24 protein-coding genes are annotated in these 20,961 nt (G+C 72.7%); 6 read left to right on the plus strand and 18 right to left on the minus strand.

Translation table 11 applies throughout. The annotated features are described in order from the left end of the window. Positions 1–154: 154 nt before the first annotated feature. On the minus strand, positions 155–361 hold the full coding sequence (locus P2424_RS22955; protein WP_019355816.1) for a hypothetical protein: 207 nt from the start codon (positions 359–361) through the stop codon (positions 155–157). Between the two features lie 312 nt (positions 362–673). Next, a complete protein-coding gene (locus tag P2424_RS22960; protein ID WP_276479087.1) occupies positions 674–1,006 on the minus strand; it encodes an acylphosphatase in 333 nt (110 codons plus the stop codon). Between the two features lie 222 nt (positions 1,007–1,228). Here P2424_RS22960 and P2424_RS22965 point away from each other — a divergent pair, with 222 nt between their 5' ends. Continuing rightward, entirely contained in the window at positions 1,229–2,113 is an 885-nt protein-coding gene (locus P2424_RS22965) for a CAP domain-containing protein (protein WP_276477635.1), read from the plus strand. A gap of 69 nt (positions 2,114–2,182) precedes the next feature. On the opposite strand, the gene mutM is transcribed toward P2424_RS22965, so the two are convergent. The 9 genes from mutM to P2424_RS23010 form a co-directional block, all read right to left on the minus strand. Next, on the minus strand, positions 2,183–3,070 hold the full coding sequence (gene mutM, locus P2424_RS22970) for a bifunctional DNA-formamidopyrimidine glycosylase/DNA-(apurinic or apyrimidinic site) lyase (RefSeq protein WP_276477636.1): 888 nt from the start codon (positions 3,068–3,070) through the stop codon (positions 2,183–2,185). 99 nt (positions 3,071–3,169) lie between these two features. Next, positions 3,170–4,057 (minus strand): ribonuclease III, encoded by an 888-nt coding sequence (gene rnc, locus P2424_RS22975; RefSeq protein WP_276477637.1) that lies wholly within the window; start codon positions 4,055–4,057, stop codon positions 3,170–3,172. 19 nt (positions 4,058–4,076) lie between these two features. Further along, a complete protein-coding gene (rpmF, locus tag P2424_RS22980) occupies positions 4,077–4,250 on the minus strand; it encodes a 50S ribosomal protein L32 (protein ID WP_016470089.1) in 174 nt (57 codons plus the stop codon). A 2-nt stretch (positions 4,251–4,252) separates the two neighbouring features. Beyond that, the gene (locus tag P2424_RS22985) at positions 4,253–4,810 is read right to left on the minus strand and encodes a DUF177 domain-containing protein (RefSeq protein WP_276477638.1); all 558 of its coding nucleotides are present in this window, start codon (positions 4,808–4,810) and stop codon (positions 4,253–4,255) included. A gap of 202 nt (positions 4,811–5,012) precedes the next feature. After that, positions 5,013–6,101 (minus strand): cell division initiation protein, encoded by a 1,089-nt coding sequence (locus P2424_RS22990; RefSeq protein ID WP_276477639.1) that lies wholly within the window; start codon positions 6,099–6,101, stop codon positions 5,013–5,015. A 145-nt stretch (positions 6,102–6,246) separates the two neighbouring features. Further along, entirely contained in the window at positions 6,247–6,726 is a 480-nt protein-coding gene (coaD, locus tag P2424_RS22995) for a pantetheine-phosphate adenylyltransferase (RefSeq protein WP_276477640.1), read from the minus strand. A 53-nt stretch (positions 6,727–6,779) separates the two neighbouring features. After that, positions 6,780–7,379 carry a 16S rRNA (guanine(966)-N(2))-methyltransferase RsmD gene (gene rsmD / locus P2424_RS23000; protein WP_276477641.1) on the minus strand — a complete coding sequence of 200 codons (600 nt, stop codon included), beginning with the start codon at positions 7,377–7,379 and terminating at the stop codon, positions 6,780–6,782. Positions 7,380–7,454: 75 nt separating this feature from the next. Beyond that, a complete protein-coding gene (gene recG, locus P2424_RS23005; RefSeq protein ID WP_276477642.1) occupies positions 7,455–9,740 on the minus strand; it encodes an ATP-dependent DNA helicase RecG in 2,286 nt (761 codons plus the stop codon). A 66-nt stretch (positions 9,741–9,806) separates the two neighbouring features. After that, on the minus strand, positions 9,807–11,561 hold the full coding sequence (locus P2424_RS23010) for a DAK2 domain-containing protein (protein ID WP_276477643.1): 1,755 nt from the start codon (positions 11,559–11,561) through the stop codon (positions 9,807–9,809). A 303-nt stretch (positions 11,562–11,864) separates the two neighbouring features. Between P2424_RS23010 and rpmB the strand changes: the two genes are divergently transcribed. After that, positions 11,865–12,050 carry a 50S ribosomal protein L28 gene (gene rpmB, locus P2424_RS23015; protein WP_016470082.1) on the plus strand — a complete coding sequence of 62 codons (186 nt, stop codon included), beginning with the start codon at positions 11,865–11,867 and terminating at the stop codon, positions 12,048–12,050. 249 nt (positions 12,051–12,299) lie between these two features. On the opposite strand, the gene thiD is transcribed toward rpmB, so the two are convergent. Continuing rightward, positions 12,300–13,118, minus strand: coding sequence for a bifunctional hydroxymethylpyrimidine kinase/phosphomethylpyrimidine kinase (thiD, locus tag P2424_RS23020; protein WP_276477644.1), 819 nt, complete (start codon positions 13,116–13,118; stop codon positions 12,300–12,302). Positions 13,119–13,131: 13 nt separating this feature from the next. Beyond that, positions 13,132–14,100, minus strand: a complete 969-nt coding sequence (locus tag P2424_RS23025; protein WP_276479088.1) for a thiamine-phosphate kinase — start codon at positions 14,098–14,100, stop codon at positions 13,132–13,134. A 314-nt stretch (positions 14,101–14,414) separates the two neighbouring features. Between P2424_RS23025 and P2424_RS23030 the strand changes: the two genes are divergently transcribed. Next, complete coding sequence (locus tag P2424_RS23030; protein WP_019355801.1) at positions 14,415–14,648, plus strand: Lrp/AsnC ligand binding domain-containing protein; 234 nt, start codon at positions 14,415–14,417, stop codon at positions 14,646–14,648. A 24-nt stretch (positions 14,649–14,672) separates the two neighbouring features. Further along, entirely contained in the window at positions 14,673–15,203 is a 531-nt protein-coding gene (locus P2424_RS23035) for a DUF3515 domain-containing protein (protein ID WP_276479089.1), read from the plus strand. Positions 15,204–15,330: 127 nt separating this feature from the next. On the opposite strand, the gene P2424_RS23040 is transcribed toward P2424_RS23035, so the two are convergent. From P2424_RS23040 to P2424_RS23050, 3 genes are all read right to left on the minus strand, one after another. Further along, positions 15,331–16,467, minus strand: a complete 1,137-nt coding sequence (locus tag P2424_RS23040; protein WP_276477645.1) for a D-alanine--D-alanine ligase family protein — start codon at positions 16,465–16,467, stop codon at positions 15,331–15,333. 93 nt (positions 16,468–16,560) lie between these two features. Beyond that, on the minus strand, positions 16,561–17,595 hold the full coding sequence (locus P2424_RS23045; protein ID WP_276477646.1) for an NAD(P)H-dependent glycerol-3-phosphate dehydrogenase: 1,035 nt from the start codon (positions 17,593–17,595) through the stop codon (positions 16,561–16,563). Next, complete coding sequence (locus P2424_RS23050) at positions 17,592–18,446, minus strand: lysophospholipid acyltransferase family protein (protein WP_276477647.1); 855 nt, start codon at positions 18,444–18,446, stop codon at positions 17,592–17,594. The genes P2424_RS23045 and P2424_RS23050 overlap by 4 nt, the downstream gene beginning before the upstream one ends. A gap of 250 nt (positions 18,447–18,696) precedes the next feature. Here P2424_RS23050 and cofC point away from each other — a divergent pair, with 250 nt between their 5' ends. Next, positions 18,697–19,368 carry a 2-phospho-L-lactate guanylyltransferase gene (gene cofC / locus P2424_RS23055; RefSeq protein WP_276477648.1) on the plus strand — a complete coding sequence of 224 codons (672 nt, stop codon included), beginning with the start codon at positions 18,697–18,699 and terminating at the stop codon, positions 19,366–19,368. A 9-nt stretch (positions 19,369–19,377) separates the two neighbouring features. Next, entirely contained in the window at positions 19,378–19,581 is a 204-nt protein-coding gene (locus tag P2424_RS23060; RefSeq protein ID WP_075002479.1) for a hypothetical protein, read from the plus strand. Between the two features lie 349 nt (positions 19,582–19,930). On the opposite strand, the gene P2424_RS23065 is transcribed toward P2424_RS23060, so the two are convergent. Next, positions 19,931–20,578 (minus strand): HU family DNA-binding protein, encoded by a 648-nt coding sequence (locus tag P2424_RS23065; RefSeq protein ID WP_075002478.1) that lies wholly within the window; start codon positions 20,576–20,578, stop codon positions 19,931–19,933. Between the two features lie 124 nt (positions 20,579–20,702). After that, entirely contained in the window at positions 20,703–20,957 is a 255-nt protein-coding gene (locus P2424_RS23070) for a hypothetical protein (protein WP_276477649.1), read from the minus strand. Positions 20,958–20,961: the final 4 nt, after the last annotated feature.

Genomic DNA, 20,961 nt, shown 5'->3' on the forward strand with positions numbered 1-20,961 from the left:
GGCAGATCAGACGTAACGCATCGCGCCACGATGAGCACACATCCCACACCCCAGCGGATCACCAGGAGACAAAAACTAAGGGACGCCGAAGCGTCCCTTGAGAATTTCCGACTACGGCTGTCCTGCTCAGCCCGTCCTGCCCGGCGGGCGAGGATCAGGTCAGCGCAGGCTCGGCCGTCTTCACGTCGAGGTCTTCGAACACCGAGTCGTGGTGCCGAGCGGCGGCGGACAGAGCGTCGTTCTCAGCCTGCATCCGGACAAGCTCGGATTCCAGGTCCTGGACACGCTGCTGCAGCCGTCGCATCTCGGCGAGCACCCGGGGGTCGTAGCCGCCGACGTGACCGAGAAGCGCCTTTGCCATGATGGATGGTCCTCCACACTGAGTGACCGACCGTGGATGTGGTGGGTCGTGAGGGAATCGCACCGTTGAGGGTCTGCTCTGGACTTTTACTAAAGGTTCTCTGGATCAAACAGCTCAGGTGCGCGGGGTCTCAGGATCTCACCAAATGGTTTGACGGTCAACACGATCACACGTAGCTACCCCCGGGCCTGCTTCGGCTCGACGGCGTCCGGCGCCGGAGGCGGCTGTCCCGCGGGGGCGGATGGAAGATCCACGTCGCTCACTCGTTGCGGCAGCTTTGCATGGTGAAGCGCGATTGGCAACTGTTGTGGATCACCGGATCGCGAAGCCGCGGTACCCCCCGCGTGGTGTGTCCCAGATCTCGGTGACCCCGTCGACGCGCCCGGGCGTGTCCCCGCTCCGCAGCCACTCCAGCAGGTGTCCGCAGTCGGCGCGGGTGCCCTCCGCGACGATCTGGACCCGGCCGTCACCGAGGTTCAGCGCGAAACCGACGAGCCGGCCGATCCGCAGCGCCGCCGCGCGGGTGAACCAGCGGAAGCCGACGCCCTGCACCTCCCCGCGCACCCAGGCGGTCAGCCGCGCGGGCTCCTCGGGCCGTACCTTCTCGGGTTCTTCGGCGAACTGCTCGGCGAACTGCTCGCTCATCTGTTCACTCAGCTGTTCGCGCGGCGTTCCGTCCGCGTCGTCGGTCGGATTGATGGCAGCCATGGGGTGCACGCTATCCGGACAATTCCCGAGCGGATACATCAGCCCCCGTGGGGATGCCGTACATTGCCCGGCAACTCTCTTCACTCTCCACTCACACCTGGGAGCAAAGAGAGACGGAACCTTGACGCCGTATCGCCGAGCAATGTGAGGACAGCACAGATGGGCCGCCATCGACGCGCTACCCCCACTCCAGCCGTCCCGCCGGAGTCCTCCGAGCCGCCGGCCGTACGCCCCCACCGGGGCGGCAGGCGCCGCAGACGCGCGGGCACCCCCGTCCGGACCGGGGTGCTGGGTGCCTCGGCCGCGCTCGCGATGGGCACCGTCGCCGTGGCCTCCGGGCTGATACCCGCACCCGGCGGGCTCGGCGGGCCGCGGGACAGCCGGGTGCAGGCCGACGGCACCGGCCCCGCGGCCCCACCGGTCTCCGCCACCCCCTCCGACCACGACTCCACCACGGCGCCCCCCGGCGACGGGGACAAGAGCCCCAGCCCCACTCCCACCCCCTCGCGGAAGAGCGAGCGCCCCACCGAGAAGCCGGACGCCTCCCCCTCGAAGCAGGCGTCGAAGACACCCCGGCCCACCCGCGAGGAGGAGCACGGCTCCCGCGGCAGCTCCAGGCCGGACCCCGGAGGGGCGGGCGGCGGCAGCACCGCCGCAGCCGACCAGGAGTCCGCCGCGGAGAGCGAGATCCTCACACTCGTCAACCAGGAGCGGGCCAAGGCGGGCTGCAAGCCGCTGACGGCGGACGCCAAGCTGGCCGCACTGGCCGGGGACTACAGCGCGGACATGGCGCGCCGCGGGTTCTTCTCGCACACCTCGCCCGACGGCAGGAGCCCCTGGGACCGGGCCGAGGCCGCCGGGGTCAGCGACCTGGGCGGCGAGAACATCGCCCGCGGCCAGGCCAACGCCCGCTCGGTGATGGACTCCTGGATGAACAGCCCCGGCCACCGGGCCAACATCCTCAACTGCGACTACCGCACCCTGGGCGTCGGCGCGCACTTCGCCGAGGGCGGCCCCTGGTGGACCCAGGACTTCGGCTTCTGACACCTGCCGCCGCGCGGGCCCATGCCCGGGACGCGGAACACCAGCGCGACACCCGCGCCAACGGCAGGGCTAGGCCCCGGCCGGACGCGGGCGGCCGGCGGCGCGCGGGCGCGGGGGGCGCTGGCAGCGGGGGCAGAAGTAGCTGGAGCGGTTCATCCAGGCACTGCGCCGCATCGGGGTGCCGCAGCGGCGGCAGGGCTCGTCCTCGCGGCCATAGGCGTCCAGCGAGCGGTCGAAGTAGCCGGACTCGCCGTTGACATTCACATAGAGGCTGTCGAAGCTGGTGCCGCCCTGGGCCAGCGCGGCCGTCATCACCTCCCGCACATGTCCGATCAGCTCGGCGGTCTGCGCCCGGGTCAGGGTGGCCGTGGGGCGGTCGTAGTGCAGCCGGGAGCGCCACAGCGCCTCGTCGGCGTAGATGTTGCCGACGCCGCTGATCAGCGACTGGTCCAGCAGGGCGCGCTTGACGGTGGTACGGCGCCGGCGCAGGGCCGTGTGCAGGGCCGTCTCGTCGAAGGCGGGGTCCAGCGGGTCGCGGGCGATGTGCGCGATGACGTCGGGCAGCCCGTCCTCGGCGGTTGCGTGGAGCGAGAGCCCGCCGAAAGTGCGCTGGTCGACGAAGCGCAGCTCACCGGCCGCGGCGTCGGTGAAGGTGAGGCGAACGCGCAGATGTCGCTCGTCGGGGATGTCCGGCGGCTGGATGAGGAGCTGGCCGCTCATCCCCAGGTGGGCAAGGAGCGCGTGGGAACCGTCGTCGACAGGCAGCCACAGGTACTTGCCCCGGCGCTGCGCCGGTCCGAGACGCCGGCCGGCCAGCCGCGCGGTGAAGTCCGGGGCACCGGCCGGGTGGCGCCGGACGGCCCGCGGGTGCAGCACTTCGGTGGTGCTGATGGTGCGGCCGCCCGTCCAGCGTTCCAGGCCGCGGCGGACGACCTCGACTTCCGGCAGCTCGGGCACGGGACTCCTCAGAGGACAGGGCCCCGCCTGCTCGGGGCCGGAAACGCCACGGCCGCCCCGAGCGGGGCGGCCGTGGCGGACGGTGCGGTGTGCGCGGGATCAGCGCGACGCGGCACTGTCCGTGGGTTCGGTGGGATCGTTGCGCTGCCCGTCCGGGACGGACGGCGCCGCGGTGCCCTTGCCGACGGCTGCGGCCTTGCCGGCCCGCGGGCCGTCGCCTTCCGCGGCGGCCTCGGCGCGGGCCGAGATGGCGCGCCAGGCAGCCTCGGCGGCCTGCTGCTCGGCCTCCTTCTTGCTGCGTCCTGTGCCGGTGCCGTACGCGACACCACCGACGCGGGCAGCAGCCGTGAAGGTCTTCTCGTGGTCGGGGCCCGTCTCGGAGACCAGGTACTCCGGGACGCCGAGTCCCTCGGCGGCCGTCAGCTCCTGCAGGCTGGTCTTCCAGTCGAGCCCGGCGCCCAGATTGGAGGACCGCTCGATGAGCGGGTCGAAGAGGCGGTGCACCAGTTCGGAGGCCGCTTCCAGCTCCTGGTCGAGGTAGACGGCGCCGATGACCGCTTCCAACGTGTCCGCGAGGATCGACGCCTTGTCCCGGCCCCCGGTGCCCTCCTCGCCCCTGCCGAGGCGGATGAAAGCGCCCAGGTCGAGTCCGCGGGCGACCCCCGCGAGGGCACGCGAGTTGACCACCGCGGCCCGCAGCTTGGCGAGCTGGCCCTCCGGAAGGTCCGGATGCATGCGGTAGAGGGTGTCGGTGACCACGAGTCCGAGGACGGAGTCACCGAGGAATTCCAAGCGCTCGTTGGTGGGCAGCCCGCCGTTCTCGTAGGCGTAGCTGCGGTGCGTCAGCGCACGCACCAGAAGGGCGGACTCCAGTCGGTAACCGAGCCGCCCTTCCAGAATCGCGTGCGACGAGGCCGAGTCCACCAGCTCCGCGGAGTCTCCCCCCTTCCCGGGGACGGGACTCTGCGGAGTTCCGGCGTCGGACATGGAGCCTGTCACCCGCCGATCAGACCTCGAGGACCTGACGCTTGTTGTAGGTGCCGCAGCTCGGGCACGCGATGTGCTGCTGCTTGGGCTCGCGGCAGCGCTCGCACTTCACCAGGGTGGGGACCGCAGCCTTCCACTGCGACCGGCGGTGGCGCGTGTTGCTGCGCGACATCTTCCGCTTCGGAACAGCCACGGCTACTTCTCCTGTGAGTCATCCCCGTCGGTGCGGGGCTCGTTGTCCTTCTCGCCGTCCGGCATGGTCTCGGCGAGTTCCTGCAGTGCCGCCCACCTGATGTCGACGGCTTCTTCGTGCCCGTGGTCGGGGTCGTCCGCCAGCCGGGCCCCGCACTCGGGGCACAGGCCGGGGCAGTCCTCGCGGCACACCGGCTGCAGCGGCAGTGCGAGCACCACCGCGTCCCGCAGCACGGGTTCGAGGTCGAACAGATCGCCCTCGAGAAAGAGTGTGTCCTCGTTCTCCTCGTCCTCGCCGGGCTCCGCAACGGGGCGGCCCCGGTCGTCGGCGTCGGGATAGGAGAACATCTCCTGGAAGTCCGCTTCGACCCGTTGGTCGAGCGGCTCCAGACACTTTACGCACTCCCCCGTCAGCGGCGCACGGGCGGTACCCGTGACGAGTACCCCCTCCATGACCGACTCCAGGCGGAGGTCCAGCTCGATCGTCGCCCCGTCGGGAACCTTGATGAACTCGACACCCAGATCACCGGGGGACTCCACCTCGCGGGAGAGCCGCTTCATCGCACCAGGTCGCCGCCCCAGCTCGCGTGTGTCGAACACGAGGGGCGCGCGGTGGTCGAGGGGGGAGTTCAGGGCTTCCTGCTTTCTACGGGTGGAGCTGGGGCCGCGCACGTACTCACGGCCGAAGAGACAGGATACCTGCCGGGTCCCCCATGACCCAATCCGCATCCCGGTGGCGCCGGGTTCCGCGGGCCGCCCGGGATCAGCCTCCGTGACCGTGCCGCTGCTCGTAGGCCCGGAGCTGATCGATGTCGATCATACTGGTGTCGAAGAGACTGGTCTCGTCGAGTTGCTGTTGCGGCTGCTGGTAGTGCTGCTGCTGGGGCTGCTGGTAGTAGCCGTTCTGCTGCTGACCGTAGCCGTAGGGATCGTGCTGCTGCGCGTAGTAGGGATCCTGCGGCGCCTGCTGCGCGTAGGCGTAGGGGTCGTGCTGCTGTCCGCCGTCGTAGGGCATCTGCTGCGGCGCGTAGTACGGGTCCTGCGGCTGCCCCGGGCTGTAGGGGGGCTGCGGCGGCTGCGCGGGCGGCTGCTGCTGGGGCTGCTCGTCCTGCGCCGCCGGGTCGGTGTGCGCGAGCCCGGCCAGGTAGTCGGCGTCGCTGGTGTGCTGCGCGAAGCCCTCGGCCCCGTCCTGCGCCGCCATGTGCGCCGCCAGCTCGTCGATGGGCTCGTGGCCGTGCAGCTTGAGCCGGCCGCGCCCCACGGCCTCCAGCGTCTTGGTGAGCACCGCCGAGACCGAACCGAGCCGCGCCTCCACATAGCTGTCCGCCCGGCGCTGCAGCTCGCGGGGGTCGCCGGTGCGCTCGGGCGCCTCGTGCGCGTACTCCTCGTGCCACTCCTCGGCGCCGGGCCCGCTGCCCAGCAGCTTCTCCCGGCCCCGGTCGACGGAGCCGATGGTCTTGGAGAGCACGGCTTCGAAGTTGGCGAGCTTGCTGTCGACGTAGTCGTCGGCCTCGATCCGGATCTCGCCCGCCTCGCGGCGGGCCTCGGCCAGGATGCGGTCGGCCTCCTCCTGCGCTCGCCGGGCCACTTCCGTACCGGCGACCAGCGCCGCGCGCTCGCCCTGGGCCGCCTCGATGACGCGCTGGGCCTCCTGATGGGCCTCGGCCACCACCTGTTCGCGTCCGCCGATCACCTCGCGCGCCTCGGCCAGGGAGCCGGGCAGCGCCTGGCGCACTTCCTCGAGCATGGCGAGCAACTCGGCCCGGTTGACCACGCAGGAGGCGGACATGGGCATCGAGCGCGCGCCGTCGACGGTCGCCACGATCTCGTCGAGTTTCTGCTGTACGTCCACGCAGGTGACTGTACGACCCGTGGACGCGGGCCTGTTACTCCTTCCCGGAAGCCGGCCGATCCGGGCAGGTCAGCGCCGTCCGCCCGGGACCGGCCCGCCCTCGCCGGGCGGCCGGGCCGCGACCCGGGGGCCGCGGTCGGGATCGTCAGGGCTTGGTGAGGCGTTCGGCCAGCGCCCGGCCGACGGCCTCGGGGACCAGGTGGGAGACGTCGCCGCCCCAGGTGGCGACCTCCTTGACGAGACTGGAGGAGAGGAAGCTGTAGGTGGGGTTGGTCGGGACGAACAGCGTCTCGACCCCGGAGAGGCCGTTGTTCATCTGGGCCATCTGCAGCTCGTAGTCGAAGTCGCTGACCGCGCGCAGCCCCTTGACGATGGCCGGGATGTCCCGCTCCTTGCAGAAGTCGACCAGCAGCCCGTGGAACGCCTCGACCTCGACATTCCCGAAGCCTTCGGTGACCTGGCGGATCAGGTCGATACGCTCGTCGACCGCGAAGAGCCCCTTCTTGGACTTGTTGATCATCACGGCGACGTGCACCGTGTCGTACAGCCGGGAAGCGCGCTCGATGATGTCGAGGTGGCCATTGGTGATGGGATCGAACGACCCCGGGCAGACTGCGCGGCGCACTGGCACTTCCTCGCTCTCCTCACGGCGGGCGCGCGGCCCTGCCTCAGGTGATCTCAGCATGACGCGGGAGTAACTTCCCGCGCAGCGGCGCGACCGTACCAAAGCGTTCCCTCGCCGTAGCGACGGGACCTGAGTCCCTCGAAACCCTCCGGCCAGCGGAAATCGCCGCCCCTGGTGCTGCGCTCCACGGTGGCCAGCGCGGCGGGCGCCAGCCAGCCCCTGACCCGGAGTGTGAGGAGTGTCTCCCGCAGCTCGTCATCGGCCATCGCATACGGCGGATCGAGAAAGACCAGGTCGAACGGGGTCGAAGGCGGTTCACCGGCGAGCACCTGGGCTGCCTTGCCGGAGCGCACCTCCGCTCCGGCCAGCCCCAGCGCCCGCACGTTCTCCCGGACGGTGCGTACGGCACGCGGATCCGCCTCGACGAGCAGCACCTGCCCGGCGCCCCGGGACAGCGCCTCCAAGCCGACGGCACCGGAGCCGGCGAACAGGTCCAGCACCCGCAGGCCCCGCCAGCCCGCGGCGCCCCCGAGCTGGGATTCCCAACTGGAGAACAGGCCCTCGCGGGCCCGGTCGGAGGTGGGGCGGGTGCCGGTGCCCGGCGGGACGGCCAGCCGTCGCCCGCCTGCGGCTCCGGCGATGACGCGGGTCATGGGTGCGGATCCTCTGTGTGGGGTGCGTGCTCGGCATCAGGATCCCATGCGGGGTCCGGCACCGCGTGGCCTCGGTCAGCCCTTGTCGAGGTACTCCTCGCGCTCCTCGTCCAGCAGCGCGTCCAGCGCTGTGCGCAGCTCGGGGTGGTGTTCCAGCTCGGGGTCGGCCGCGACCAGCGCGCCGGCCTCGTCGCGGGCCGCGGCGATGATGTCCTCGTCGTCGATGACGGCGAGCATCCGCAGCGAGGAGCGCACGCCGGACTGCGCCTGGCCCAGGACGTCGCCCTCGCGGCGCTGTTCGAGGTCGATGCGGGAGAGCTCGAAGCCGTCGAGGGTGGCCGCGACGGCCTCCAGCCGGGTCCGTGCGGGGGACTCCTGCGGCATGTCCGTCACCAGCAGGCACAGCCCCGGCGCGCTGCCCCGGCCGACCCGGCCGCGCAACTGGTGCAGTTGTGAGACGCCGAACCGGTCGGCGTCCATGACCACCATGCCGGTCGCGTTGGGCACGTTGACCCCGACCTCGATGACGGTGGTGGCGACCAGCACGTCGACCTCGCCTGCGGCGAACCGCCGCATCACCTCGTCCTTGGCCTCCGGCTGCATCCGCCCGTGCAGGGCCGCCACCCGGAGTCCGGCCAGCGGGCCGGAGGCGAGCTGTCCGGCGACGTCCAGGACGGCCAGCGGCGGGCGTTTCTCCTCGCTGCCGACGCCCTCGTCCTCCGCGGGGCCGTCCGGCTCCTCCTCGTCGGCGGCCCGCCTGCGGCCGCCGCCCTTGCCTCCCGCGTCCTCGTCGTCGCCGATCCGGGGGCAGACCACATAGGTCTGGTGACCCGCCTCCGCCTCCTCGCGCACCCGTTCCCAGGCCCGGGCGAGGAAGTGCGGCTTGTCCCGGACCGGGACGACGTGGGTGGCGATCGGGGACCGCCCGGCGGGGAGTTGGTCCAGTACGGAGGTCTCCAGGTCGCCGAAGACGGTCATGGCGACGGTCCGGGGGATGGGGGTCGCCGTCATGACCAGCAGATGCGGAGTGCGCTTCTCCCCCTGGAAGTGGCCGCCCTTGGAGCGCAGCGCGTCCCGCTGCTCGACGCCGAAGCGGTGCTGTTCGTCCACCACCACCAGCCCCAGATCGTGGAAGGCGACCTTGTCCTCGATCAGTGCGTGGGTGCCCACCACAATGCCCGCCTCGCCGGTCGTCAGGTCCAGCAGGGCCCGGCGCCGGGCCGCGGCCCCCATCGAGCCGGTCAGCAGCACCACCTTGGTGCCCTGCTCGGCGCCGCCGAGCAGGCCGCCCTCCGCGAGTTCTCCCATCATCCCGGTGATGGACCGATGGTGCTGCTGGGCCAGCACCTCGGTGGGCGCCAGCATCGCCGCCTGGCCGCCCGCGTCGACGGTGGCGAGCATCGCCCGCAGCGCCACCAGCGTCTTGCCGGAGCCGACCTCGCCCTGCAGGAGCCGGTGCATGGGATGCGCGGTGGCCAGATCGGCGAAGATCTCCCGGCTGACCTCGTGCTGTCCGTCGGTGAGCGTGAACGGCAGCCGCGCGTCGAAGGCGTCCAGCAGCCCGCCGGCGGCCGGCCGGCGCGGCACGGCGGGCAGTTCGGTCTCCTTGGCGCGGCGCCGGGCGAGGGCGACCTGCAGGACGAACGCCTCGTCCCACTTGAGCCGGGAGCGGGCCTCGGCGATGTCCGTCCGGCCTTGCGGCCGGTGGATCTTCTCCAGCGCCTCGGCCAGCGGGAGGAGGCCGCGCTGCGCCCGCAGCGGCTCGGGCAGCGGGTCGGCGAGGCCCTGCCAGGCGGTGGCCTCCAACGCGTCGAGCACGGTGCCGACGGACTGCTCGATGTTCCAGGAGGACAGCTGCTTGCACGCCGGATACAGCGGCAGCACGGCGCCCGCGAACTGCGCGACGGTCTGCTCGTCGCTCTCCTCGTCCAGGAGCTTGTAGTCCGGGTGGGAGAGCTGGAGCTTGCCGTTGAAGACCCCGACCTTCCCGGCGAACAGGCCGCGCTTGCCGGGCAGCAGCTGCCGCTGATGGTAGTGGACCGAGCGGCCGAAGAAGACGAGCTGGAGCCGGCCGCTGCCGTCGGTCAGCGTGACCTCCAGTCGCTGGCCCCGGCCGTGGTTGAACTTGTGCACGCGCGCGTCGTGGATCCGGGCGACGACGGTGACGTGCTCGTCCAGCGGCAGCTCGGACAGCCGCGTCAGCTCACCGCGCTCGGCGTACCGGCGGGGGTAGTGGTGCAGCAGGTCGCCGACGGTGCGCAGTCCGAGGTGCTCGGACATCGCCTTCGCGGTGTTTCCGCCGAGCAGCGCCTTCAGCGGCTCCTGGAGGGGTTCGCTTCGCCTGGTTTCTGTCGAGGGCACGGCTCCATCCTGCCGGACGGGGGTGACAGGGCCGGTGCCACGCGCCAGGAGCGTGGCCGGCGGGGGTCATTCGACCCCGATCAGCAGCTGCGCCTCGTGCTGCCGGCCCTCGTGGACGACCGTGTCGACGGCCAGGTGACGCTCGCGTACCCGGCGCTCCAGCGCCGCGGCGAGTCCCGCGGGGGCGTCCGCACCGAGCACGAGGGTGACCAGTTCGCCGCCCGCCGCCAGCATCCGCTCGAGCACCTCGGTGGCGACCTGCCCGGTCCCGCTCCCGATCAGCGCGACATCGCCGTCCACCAGGCCGAGCACGTCGCCCTGCTGGCAGATCCCGGCGCTGGTCCACGAGCGCCGTTCGGCGACGGTCACCTCCCCGTACCGGGTGGCCCCGGCCGCCGACGTCATGGTGACGACGTCCTCGTCGAAGCGGCGGTCCGGCTGGTGCACGGCCAGCGCCGCCAGCCCCTGGACGGCGGCACGGGTGGGGATGACGGCGCACCGGATGCCGGCCGCCCGTACAGCGTCGGCGGCCCGGGCGGCCACGGGGTGCAGTCCGCTGTCGTTGGGCAGCAGGGCGACCTCGTCGGCTCCGGTCGCCCGCACCGCCGCCACCAGCGCGCCCTCGTCGAGGCCGGCAACGGCTTCGGCGTCGTCCTCGGCGGCGGACAGCACCACGGCGCCGGCCTGCCGGCAGAGCGTGGCCAGCCCCTCACCCGGCACGACGGCGACGACGGCGCGTGCCCCGGGGCCGGGCGGCTGCCCGGGCCCGTCCGCAGCGCACCGGGGACCGCCGGGCGCGGCGTCCCCCGCCGCGTCCCCGGCCGTCGGCAGATGGGTGATCCGGATGCGGTGCGGGCGCCCCGCGGCCAGGCCCGCCTCCACGGCGGCACCGGCGTCGGCGACATGGACGTGGACGCTCCACAGCCCCTCCCCGCCGCCGACGACCAGCGAGTCGCCGAGCGGGGCCAGCCGGGCACGGAGCGCGTCGACGGCCGCGGGGTCCTCGGCTGCCAGCAGGTACATCACCTCGAACTCGGGGCGGAAGGGCGCCTGCGGTGAACCGTCGGCCGGAAGGGCCGCGGGGGCCGGTGGGGCGACCGGGGAGGCCGCTGGAGCCGCCGGTCCCGCAGCGGCAGCGGACGCCGCTCCGGTGGTGGACACCGCTCCGGTGGCGGCGGCAGGTCCCTCTTCGGGTATCCGTTCGCCCAGTGCCGCCCACAGCGCGGTCAGCAGCACGGTCAGCCCGAGTCCGCCCGCGTCCACCACACCGGCCCGGGCCAGCGCCGCCAGCCGGTCGGGGGTGGCGTCCAGCGTGCGCCGTGCCGCGGCCACGGGGTCGTCCCCGGCCTCCGCCGCCGCGGCGGCGGCCTCCGCCACCGTCAGCATCGTCCCCTCCACGGGGTGTGCGACGGCGGCGTACGCGGCGTACGCACCGCCCCGGAGCGCCGCGGGCAGCCGCTGGGCGGGGTCACCGTCACCGGCCGCCTCCGCGAGTCCCTGGGCCATGCCGCGCAGATACTCGGCGAGAATCGCCCCGGAGTTGCCCCTGGCCGCCAGGAGTGCGGCCCGCGCCACGGCACGCAGCACCGCCCCGGCGCTCGTGCCGCCGTCCGCCGTCTCGTCCGCTCCCCCGGCCGTCGCGTCGCGGGCCGGGAGCGCCTCGCAGGCCGCTTCGAAGGTGAGGCACAGGTTGGTGCCGGTGTCGCCGTCCGCGACCGGGAAGACGTTGATGGCGTCCATCCGCGCGCAGTGGGCGCGCAGCGCCTCCCGGCCCAGGGCGCACCAGCGGCGTACCGCGGCGGCGTCGAGCGGTTGCGGCACGTGCGGGTCCTCCTCCAGAGTGCTGCGGCCGGAATGCCGCGCCCGGGGCCGGCGGCCGGTGTCCGGCCGGTCGGTCCGCCGGGGGCGGCGCTGCCGGAAGGCTAGTGGGAGTCCGGACGGAATCCCAGGTCGGGACCGGGGCGGGGGCCTTGGTTTCGCTGTTCGAGACCGGTCGTTGTATGCTGCTCCGGTTGCCTGGTCCGGACGTTTCCGGCGGGCGACGATCCCCCTGGCACAGCCGGTCATCTTGGTCTGCGTCGCCGGGATTCACCGTACGTGCATCTGAAGTCTTTGGAGTGACCCGTGGCTGCGAACTGCGACGTCTGCGGCAAGGGGCCGGAGTTCGGCAACAACATCTCCCACTCGCACCGCCGCACCCGCCGTCGCTGGAACCCGAACATCCAGCGCGTGCGTGCCGTGGTCGGCGGGACGCCGAAGCGCCTCAACGCCTGCACCTCGTGCATCAAGGCCGGCAAGGTGTCGCGCTGACGTCCTCGACGTAACGCAGCGCGGCTCACGCCGACAGCCGAACAGGGGAACCGGCCCGCCTCGTGCGGGCCGGTTCCTTTTGCGTTTCTTCTGCGTTCCTTCTGACTTGCGGTTGGTTCCGGGCGTCCCGTCCGGTCCGGGTTCCGGCATGGGCTCCGGAACGTGATTCCGCATGGGCTCCCGGGCCCCGGCGGCGCGCCGGAGGCCCGGCGATGCGCACGAGGGCGGGGCGCCGGGCGGGGCCTCGGCTCAGCCCCGCCCGCGCAGCCGCCACCCGTGGTCCACCGGTCCCAGTCCGGCGCCCAGCGCGAAACCCGCCGCGATGGCGCCGGTCGTGTACTCCTTGGCCGCCCGTGCGGCTGCCGGCACCGGCAGTCCCCGGGCCAGATACGAGGCGAGCGCACTGGCCAGGGTGCAGCCGGTGCCGTGCGTGTGCCGGTTGTCGTATCGGGGGGCGCGCAGCCAGTGCTCCTCGGTGCCGTCGGTCAGCAGGTCGACGGCTTCGCCCGGCAGATGGCCGCCCTTGATCAGGGCCCAGCGCGGCCCGTGCTCCAGCAGCGCGGCCGCGGCGTCGCGCAGCTCCGCCTCGCCGGTGACCTCGACGCCCGTCAGCTGCGCGACCTCGTCCAGGTTGGGGGTGACGACGGTGGCGACGGGCAGCAGCCTGCCGCGCAGTGCGCCCACCGCGTCCGCGGCCAGCAGCGGGTCCCCGTGCTTGGAGACACCCACCGGGTCGACGACCACCGGCGCCGCGGTGCCGGCCAGCAACTCGGCGACGGTCTCCACGAGGGGTGCCGAGGCCAGCATGCCGGTCTTGACCGCCTGCACCCCGATGTCGTCGGCCACGCTGCGGTACTGGGCCCGCACCGCCTCCAGCGGCAGCTCCCAACTTCCCTGCACGCCGAGCGAGTTCTGCGCGGTGACAGCGGCGATCACACTCATGCCGTGGGTGCCGAGCGCCAGCATGGTCTTCAGGTCGGCCTGGATGCCGGCGCCGCCGCCGGAGTCCGACCCGGCGACGGTCAGCACCCGGGGCGGCGCGACACCGGTGGGGTTCACATCGTCCATGGTGCGACGGTACTCAGCCGTCCGCGTCGGGCGAGAAGTGGTCCCAGCCGCCCGCCTTCGCCCAGGGGGCGCCGTCCACGGTGACCCTGGGCCGTGCCGAGGCGCCCTGTACCGCGCCGATGACCCGCCAGCGTGCGGGGAGTTTCTGGTCGCGCGGGAAGGTCGCGACGATGGCGTGGTCCTCTCCTCCGGTGAGCACCCACTGGAGCGGATCGACCCCCACGGCCTGCCCGATGTCGGCCATCTGCGCGGGGACGTCCAGGTCGGCCGAGCGGATGTCGATGCGCACCTTGCTGGCCTCGGCGATGTGCCCGAGATCGGCCACCAGCCCGTCGCTGACGTCGGTCATCGCGGTCGCGCCGAGTCCGGCGGCCGCGGGCCCCGCGTGGTAGGGCGGCTCGGGCCTGCGGTGCGCCTCCACGAAGGCCCGGGGCGAACGGAAGCCCCGGGAGAGCACGGCGTGCCCGGCGGCGGACCAGCCCAGCCAGCCGGTGACGGCGACGACGTCCCCGGCCCGGGCTCCGGAGCGGGTGACCGGCTCCCGGTTGCGCAGGTCGCCCAGCGCGGTGATGGAGACGGCGATGCTGTCGCCGCGCACCACGTCGCCGCCGACCACGGCGGAGGCGGCGACCTGGGCTTCGTCGCGGATGCCGTCCATCAGTTCGGTGGGCCAGTTGGCCGGAAGGTCCACGGGGACGATCAGCCCGAGCAGCAGTGCGGTGGGAACGGCGCCCATGGCGGCGATGTCGGCGAGATTCTGCGCGGCGGCCTTGCGGCCCACGTCGTAGGCGGTCGACCAGTCGCGCCGGAAGTGCCGCCCCTCCAGCAGGATGTCGGTGCTGGCCACGACCCGCCGGTCCGGCGCGGCCACCACGGCGGCGTCGTCCCCGGGGCCGATCCGGACGGCGGGGGTGGTGGTCAGCCGGGAGGTCAGCTCCCGGATCAGCCCGAACTCCCCCAGCGCGCCCACGGTGCCCGGCATCCGCCCTCGCGCGGGGCCATGGGGGACCTCCACCGCGGGTGTGGGTTCCGACGCGGTACTGCCGTTCACATCCCGCATTGTTCTGCCCCTTCGCTCACATCGCTCATCGTGCACTCCCGTGCCTCGCCCACCCGCCCGGGGTGCGTGTCTCCTGGTGCGCCGCGGCCATCCCCCGGCCTCCGCTGTTCCCCGCCGGTACCCGGGTGCCCGGCGCCACGAGGGCGGCCCGGTGGTCTCCCGGCGGGGCAGGTGACGCGGTACGGTGGCGTTTCTCTCTCGCCCCGCATGATCCTCGCAGCCCCCGAGGAGGTTCCGTGGTACAGGCGTACGTCTTGATCCAGACCGAGGTCGGCAAGGCTTCGACCGTCGCAGAGATCGTCTCCAAGATCCCGGGCGTGATCCAGGCCGAGGATGTAACGGGTCCGTACGACGTGATCGTGCGGGCCCGCGCGGAGACGATGGACGATCTCGGACGCATGGTGGTCGCGAAGGTCCAGCAGGTTGAGGGCATCACCCGCACCCTGACCTGCCCCATCGTCCATCTTTAGCCCCCGTATGCTCGCCCGGTGAGTATGCGACGCCGGACTGCTTCCTCTCGTTCCGTCTCCACCGCCCCGCTCGCGGTGGTGGCCGCGCTGGCCGCCCTGGTCACGGCAGCCTGTTCGGTCACCGGCGAGGCGGGCCCCACCCCGCCCAGCCCGTCGGGCAGGGCGGCCGAGGTGTGCCGGTCACTGCACGGCGCGCTCCCGGAAAGGGTTCACGACCAGCGACGTGGCCGGGCCGACCAGGTCTCCGACTTCACAGCCGTCTGGGGGGACCCGGCCATCGCACTGCGCTGCGGAGTACCCGAACCCCCCGTGCTCACCCCCGGCACCGAACAGTACAACCCCATCGCCGAAGTGGCCGAGGTGAACGGGGTCTCCTGGCTGATGGAGAAACGGGACGACGGTTACCGCTTCGTCACGACGGGCCGCGTCGCCTACGTCGAGTTGACGGTGCCCGGCGACTACGGGCCCGAGGTCGAGGTCCTCCCCGATCTCGGGGACGCCGTCAAGCGGACGGTGCCCGCGGAGCGGGACTCGGAGAACGACACCGGCAACTGACCGGCCGGCCCCCCGGGCCCCGGGTGCCTCTCCTGCGGGCCCGCCGGGTACGCGGCTCCCGGCGCCGCCCGGCGGGCGCCGCACCCCGCCGCGGCCCCGGCGGGGGCCGTACGGGTGCTCCCGACGGCTAGCGCAGGCCGGTGGGGCGGTTCAGGGCTCCCTGGATGAGGCGGTCGACCAGCTCGGGATAGCTGACCCCGGCCTCCTGCCACATGCGGGGGTACATCGAGATGGGGGTGAAGCCCGGCATGGTGTTGATCTCGTTGATGACGAACTCGCCGTCCTCGCACAGGAAGAAGTCGGCCCGCACCAGACCCTCGCAGGAGGCGGCCTCGAAGGCCTGGACGGCCAGCTCCCGCACCCGCTCGGTCTCCTCCGCACTCAGCGGGGCGGGGACGATACCGGAGGCGGAGTCGATGTACTTGGCCTCGAAGTCGTAGAAGTCGTGGTTGCTGACCGGCGGGATCTCGGCCGGGACACTGGCCCGCGGACCGTCCTCGAACTCCAGGACGCCGCACTCGATCTCGCGGCCGCGCAGCAGCGACTCCACGATGATCTTCGGGTCGTGGCGCCGGGCGGTCTCCACGGCCTCGTCCAGTCCTCCCAGGTCGGCGACCTTGGTGATGCCCATGGACGAGCCGGCCCGCGCGGGCTTGACGAACACCGGCCAGCCCTGTTCGGAGGCGAAGTCGACGATCTTCTTGCGGGCCGCGGCGGGGTCGCGCTCCCATTCCCGGGGCCGGACGGTGACGTAGGGGCCCACCGGCAGCCCGAATGAGGCGAAGATCCGCTTCATGTAGTCCTTGTCCATGCCGACGGCGGAGGACAGCACGCCCGAGCCGACATAGGGCACTCCCGCGAGCTCCAGCATCCCCTGCAGGGTGCCGTCCTCGCCGTAGGGGCCGTGCAGGACCGGGAAGACGACGTCGATCTCGCCCAGGGCCTTGGGCACCTGGCCGGGCTCGGTGTGGACGACCTCCCGGCTGCCGGGCGAGACCGGCAGCAGCACGGCACCGGTGTCCGAGTCGGCGACCCGCTCCACGGTGGGCAGCTCGCTGCCCTCGAGGGCCATCCGGGCCGGGTCGTCAGCCGCCAGGGCCCAGCGGCCGTCCGCGGTGATGCCGATGGGCAGCACCTCGTACTTGTCGCGGTCGATGGCGTCGAGCACCGCGCCGGCCGTGAGGACGGAGATCTGGTGCTCTGAGTTGCGTCCGCCGAAGACGACGGCGACTCGGGGCTTGGGGGCGGGGCTCTGGCTGCTCATCGCTGGGACTTTACCGCGTCGTACCCCCGGCGCCGAGGTGGACGCCCCCGTGGCGCCGGAGGCCGGGCACGCGTGCCCGGGACCGCCGGGCGGTCAGCTCCGTTCGGCCTTGGCACTGCGGGACATCAGCTCCTTGAGCGCCACATGCGGGGGCTTGCCCTCGTGGACGATCTCCACGACCGTCTCGGTGATCGGCATCTCCACCCCGTGCCGCCGGGCGAGGTCCAGCACGGACTGGCAGGACTTGACGCCTTCCGCGGTCTGCTCGGTGACGGCGATGGTCTCCTCGAGGGTCATTCCGCGGCCGAGGTTGGTGCCGAAGGTGTGGTTGCGCGACAGCGGCGAGGAGCAGGTGGCCACCAGGTCGCCCATGCCCGCGAGGCCGGCGAAGGTGTGCGCCTCGGCGCCCATCGCCAGGCCGAGCCGGGTCGTCTCGGCCAGGCCCCGGGTGATCAGCGACGCCTTGGAGTTGTCCCCCAGACCCATCCCGTCTGCGATGCCCACGGCCAGCGCGATGACGTTCTTGACGGCCCCGCCCAGTTCGCAGCCGACCACGTCGGTGCTGGTGTAGGGCCGGAAGTACGGGGTGTGGCAGGCGCTCTGCAGGGCCCGCGCCGCCTCCTCGTCCGCGCAGGCCGCGACGGCGGCCGCCGGCTGCCGGGCGGCGATCTCCCGGGCGAGGTTGGGGCCGGTGAGCACGGCGACCCGTTCGGCGGGGACGCCGGCGACCTCCTGGACGACCTCGCTCATCCGCTTGGCGGTGCCGAGTTCGACGCCCTTCATCAGGGAGACGAGCACCGTGCCGGGGTGCAGCAGCTCCCGCCAGGTCTCCAGGTTGGAGCGGAGCGTCTGGGCGGGGACGGACAGGACGGTGAACTCCGCGTCCCGGGCGGCCTCGGCCGGGTCGGTGGTGGCCCGCACCCCGGCGGGAAGTTCCGTCTCGGGGTGGTACCCGGGATTGCGGCGCGTGCTGTTGATCGCCTCGACGACCTCGGCCCGGCGGCCCCACAGGGTCACCTCGACCCCGGCGTCGGCGAGCACCATCGCGAAGGCGGTCCCCCAGGAGCCGGTGCCGAACACGGCGGCCTTCCTCCGGCGTTCCTGCTGCCGCCCCTCGTGCCGGCTCACGCGTTCGTCTCTCCCTCTGCCGCCTCGGCCGCGGCCGGTGTCCCACCGGCCGGCTCGTGCTGTCCGTCCATGGTGCGGGCCTGCGGCCCGTCCTCCCGGACGGCGCGCTGCTCCCGCCTGCGGGCCGCCGCCTTGCGCATGTCGTACCGCTCGGCGGGCGCCGGCTCGCCGCGGACGACGGCGAGCTGCTCGCTGACGGCGTCCATCATGACGTCGGTGACCTCGCGGAGCACTTCGGCGGTGGGCTCCCGGTCATAGAACGCCGAGAGGTCCAGCGGCGGGCCCGCCTGCACGGTGAGCGTCTTGCGGGGGAAGAGCCGGAGCTTCTTCTCCTTGGCGTACGGCGGCATCGCGAGATTGGCGCCCCACTGCGCGACGGGGACGACGGGCGCCCTGGTCAGCAGCGCGACCCGGGCGGCACCGGTCTTGCCGGCCATCGGCCACATCTCCGGGTCGCGGGTGAGGGTGCCCTCGGGGTAGAAGGCGACGCACTCGCCCTTCTCGATGGCGTCCACGGCGGCCCGGAAGGCGCCCACCGCGTCCGCGGACTCCCGGTAGACGGGAATCTGCCCGGTTCCGCGCATCACGGCGCCCACGAAGCCGCCCTTGAACAGGCCCACCTTGGCCAGGAACCGGGGGACCCGGCCGGTGTTGTACTGGTAATGCGCGTAGGAGAGCGGGTCGAGATACGAGTTGTGGTTGACGACGGTGATGAAGCCGCCGTCCCGCGGAATGTGCTCCATTCCGCGCCAGTCCCGTTTGAAGAGCAGGATGAGCGGCGGTTTTGCCAGAACCGCGGCCAGGCGGTACCAGAAGCCGATCTTCCTGGGTTTGCCGTCACTCCCCGGCACTGCGCGCCCCCTTCGGCCCGGCCTCTCCGGCAGGTGGTCGCGGGGTCGCTCCCGGCGCGGACACGGTTTGGCGGGACACCCGGACACCATCTCCTTAGGGGGCTCCTTGTGGGGCCCTTCCTGTGGGGGCACATCGACAACCGCACAAGTGTCGCCGCGGACTGCCTCGCTGTCGAGCACACTGTCCGTGCCCGACCGCAGGGCACACGGTAACCCCGCCCGCTCCGAGCCGCTCGGGCAGCAGGTGAGAATGGGGTCGATGAAGCCACATGTGACACCCGTGACGTGGACGCTCGTGGTGCCGCTGAAGCCTCTCCCCCGGGCCAAGAGCCGGCTGGCGGGCGTCCGGGGCGGCCCGGCCCTGCCCGCACTCGCGCTGGCGTTCGCGCAGGACACGGTCACCGCAGCGCTCGCCTGCCGGGCGGTGAGCGGTGTGGTGGTTGTCACGGACGATCCACTGGCCGCCGGCGAACTGCGCACCCTGGGCGCCAGCCCGGTGCCGGACCCGCCGGGCGGAGGGCTCAACGCCGCGCTCGCACACGGAGCGTCCGCGGCGCGCGCCGCGGACCCCGGCTCGGCCGTCGCCGCGCTCAACGCCGATCTTCCGGCACTGCGACCCGCGGAATTGGAGCGGGCCCTGAATACGGCCGCCGGATTTTCACGCGCTTTTCTCCCCGACGCCGCGGAAATCGGGACCACGCTGCTGACCGCTCTCCCCCGGACCCCGCTTTCCCCGGCTTTCGGCGGCCTCTCCAGGGCCCGGCACCGGGCTTCGGGGGCGGCGGAACTGCCGGTGGCGGGGGTGCCCAGCGTGCGTCAGGACGTGGACACACCCGCGGACCTGGCCGCGGCGAGCGCCTTGGGGATGGGCGGTTTCACCGCCGCGCTGCTCGCCGGGCCCGTACCGGACGCGGGCCGCTAGGCTGCGGGTATGCAGGCCACCGCGTACACCTACGATCCGGCGTCCCGGTCCGGCAGTGTGTTGCTGGACGACGGCACACCCCTCCCCTTCGAGGCCCCCGCGTTCGACGCGGGCGGGCTGCTGCTGCTCCGCCCCGGACAGCGGGTGCGGATCGAGACCGAGGGCGAGGGCGACGCACGCCGGATCACCGTGGTGACCCTGCAGACCCTGTAGCCGGCGCTGCCCGGCGGTGGAACGCCCGGAGGGCCGCGCGGAGCGGTTCCGGGGACAGACGGGCCGAGAGCCCGCTTCCCGGGGCCCTGGGCCCGAGCCGACGGGCGGGGCCGGGGCCCGGAGACCGGCGGGCCCCGGGCCGGCGCCGGGAACGGGCGGGGCCAGGGGTACCGGGCCGGACATGCCGCGGGCCGGGCTCCCCCGAGGGAGCCCGGCCCGGCGCTGGCGTCGCGGCGCGGTGCCGCGTGGTCCGCTCGCCGCTGGTGGCGTGCGCCGCCGGCGGGAGGGATCGTTTCCCCCGCTCAACCGCGGGGGGCGAGTCGCGTACGGACGAACCGCGGTACGCGACTCACCGCCGACGCGAGGTGGTCTTCTTGGCCGTGGTCTTGCGGGCGGCGGTCTTGCGCGCGGGAGCCTTCTTGGCGGTGCTCTTGCGCGCCGGGGCCTTCTTGGCCGTGGTGGCCTTGGCCGGGGCCTTCTTGGCGGTGGTCTTCTTGGCTGCGGCGGTCTTCGCCGGCGCCTTCTTCGCCGCCGTCTTCTTGGCGGTGGCCTTCTTCGCCGGTGCCGCCTTCTTCGCCGGCGTGGCCTTCTTGGCCGTGGTCTTCTTCGCCGCCGCCTTCTTGGCGCCCGCCTTCTTGGCCGTGGCCTTCTTGGTGGCCGTGCCGCCGGAGAGGCTGCCCTTGGGAGCCTTCTTGACCGCGACATCGTTCTTGGGGAGCTTCTTCGCGCCGCTCACCAGGTCCTTGAATCCGGCACCGGCGCGGAAGCGCGGCACGGAGGTCTTCTTCACCCGGACACGTTCACCGGTCTGCGGGTTGCGGGCGTACCGGGCCGGGCGGTCGACCTTCTCGAAAGAGCCGAAGCCGGTGACCGAAACTCGCTCACCGGCGACGACCGCACGAACGATCGCGTCCAGGACCACATCGACCGCGTCCGCGGCCTGCTGGCGTCCACCGAGGTCATCTTGGATAGCTTCAACGAGCTGCGCCTTGTTCACGTCTTCCCCTTCGGAGACATTGCCGGAACGAATGTGTTCAGCTTTTTCGCACGCTAGGCAGATATATACCGCAAATCAAACACGAAACGGGCGAATCACCCTTGTGCCGCAACGAACTCGCCCGTCACGGAGTTCCGTCCGTGCGTACGTCCCCTGCCGCGGCGCTGAACCGCCCCTCGTCGATGTCGGCCATCAAGCGCTCCAGACGCCGTTCGGCACCGGCGAGATCGTGCTTGGCAGCCGCGGTGATGACGAGCAGCTTCCGGGCCAGCGGCACCCGTGCGCCCTGCGGGATGCGCGGGGAGCGCACCCGCGAGTGCGCCTCCTTCAGTCGGGCGGCGAGTCGGTCGTAGAGCTCCAGTTGACCGTCGCGTTCCATGCGG

This window comes from Streptomyces sp. WMMB303 (assembly GCF_029351045.1).
Lineage (GTDB): Bacteria > Actinomycetota > Actinomycetes > Streptomycetales > Streptomycetaceae > Streptomyces.

Bases quoted from the DNA above. Each gene is read 5' to 3' on its own strand.
- P2424_RS23070 (WP_276477649.1), bottom strand. From the start codon at position 20,957: ATGGAACGCGACGGTCAACTGGAGCTCTACGACCGACTCGCCGCCCGA.
- rsmD (WP_276477641.1), bottom strand. From the start codon at position 7,379: ATGACCCGCGTCATCGCCGGAGCCGCAGGCGGGCGACGGCTGGCCGTC.
- P2424_RS23025 (WP_276479088.1), bottom strand. From the start codon at position 14,100: ATGCCGGGCACCGTGGGCGCGCTGGGGGAGTTCGGGCTGATCCGGGAG.
- P2424_RS23060 (WP_075002479.1), top strand. From the start codon at position 19,378: ATGCAGGCCACCGCGTACACCTACGATCCGGCGTCCCGGTCCGGCAGT.
- P2424_RS22955 (WP_019355816.1), bottom strand. From the start codon at position 361: ATGGCAAAGGCGCTTCTCGGTCACGTCGGCGGCTACGACCCCCGGGTG.
- P2424_RS23040 (WP_276477645.1), bottom strand. From the start codon at position 16,467: ATGAGCAGCCAGAGCCCCGCCCCCAAGCCCCGAGTCGCCGTCGTCTTC.
- P2424_RS22960 (WP_276479087.1), bottom strand. From the start codon at position 1,006: ATGAGCGAGCAGTTCGCCGAGCAGTTCGCCGAAGAACCCGAGAAGGTA.
- P2424_RS23035 (WP_276479089.1), top strand. From the start codon at position 14,673: ATGCGACGCCGGACTGCTTCCTCTCGTTCCGTCTCCACCGCCCCGCTC.
- P2424_RS22965 (WP_276477635.1), top strand. From the start codon at position 1,229: ATGGGCCGCCATCGACGCGCTACCCCCACTCCAGCCGTCCCGCCGGAG.
- rnc (WP_276477637.1), bottom strand. From the start codon at position 4,057: ATGTCCGACGCCGGAACTCCGCAGAGTCCCGTCCCCGGGAAGGGGGGA.
- cofC (WP_276477648.1), top strand. From the start codon at position 18,697: ATGGGGTCGATGAAGCCACATGTGACACCCGTGACGTGGACGCTCGTG.
- P2424_RS22985 (WP_276477638.1), bottom strand. From the start codon at position 4,810: ATGAAGCGGCTCTCCCGCGAGGTGGAGTCCCCCGGTGATCTGGGTGTC.
- thiD (WP_276477644.1), bottom strand. From the start codon at position 13,118: ATGGACGATGTGAACCCCACCGGTGTCGCGCCGCCCCGGGTGCTGACC.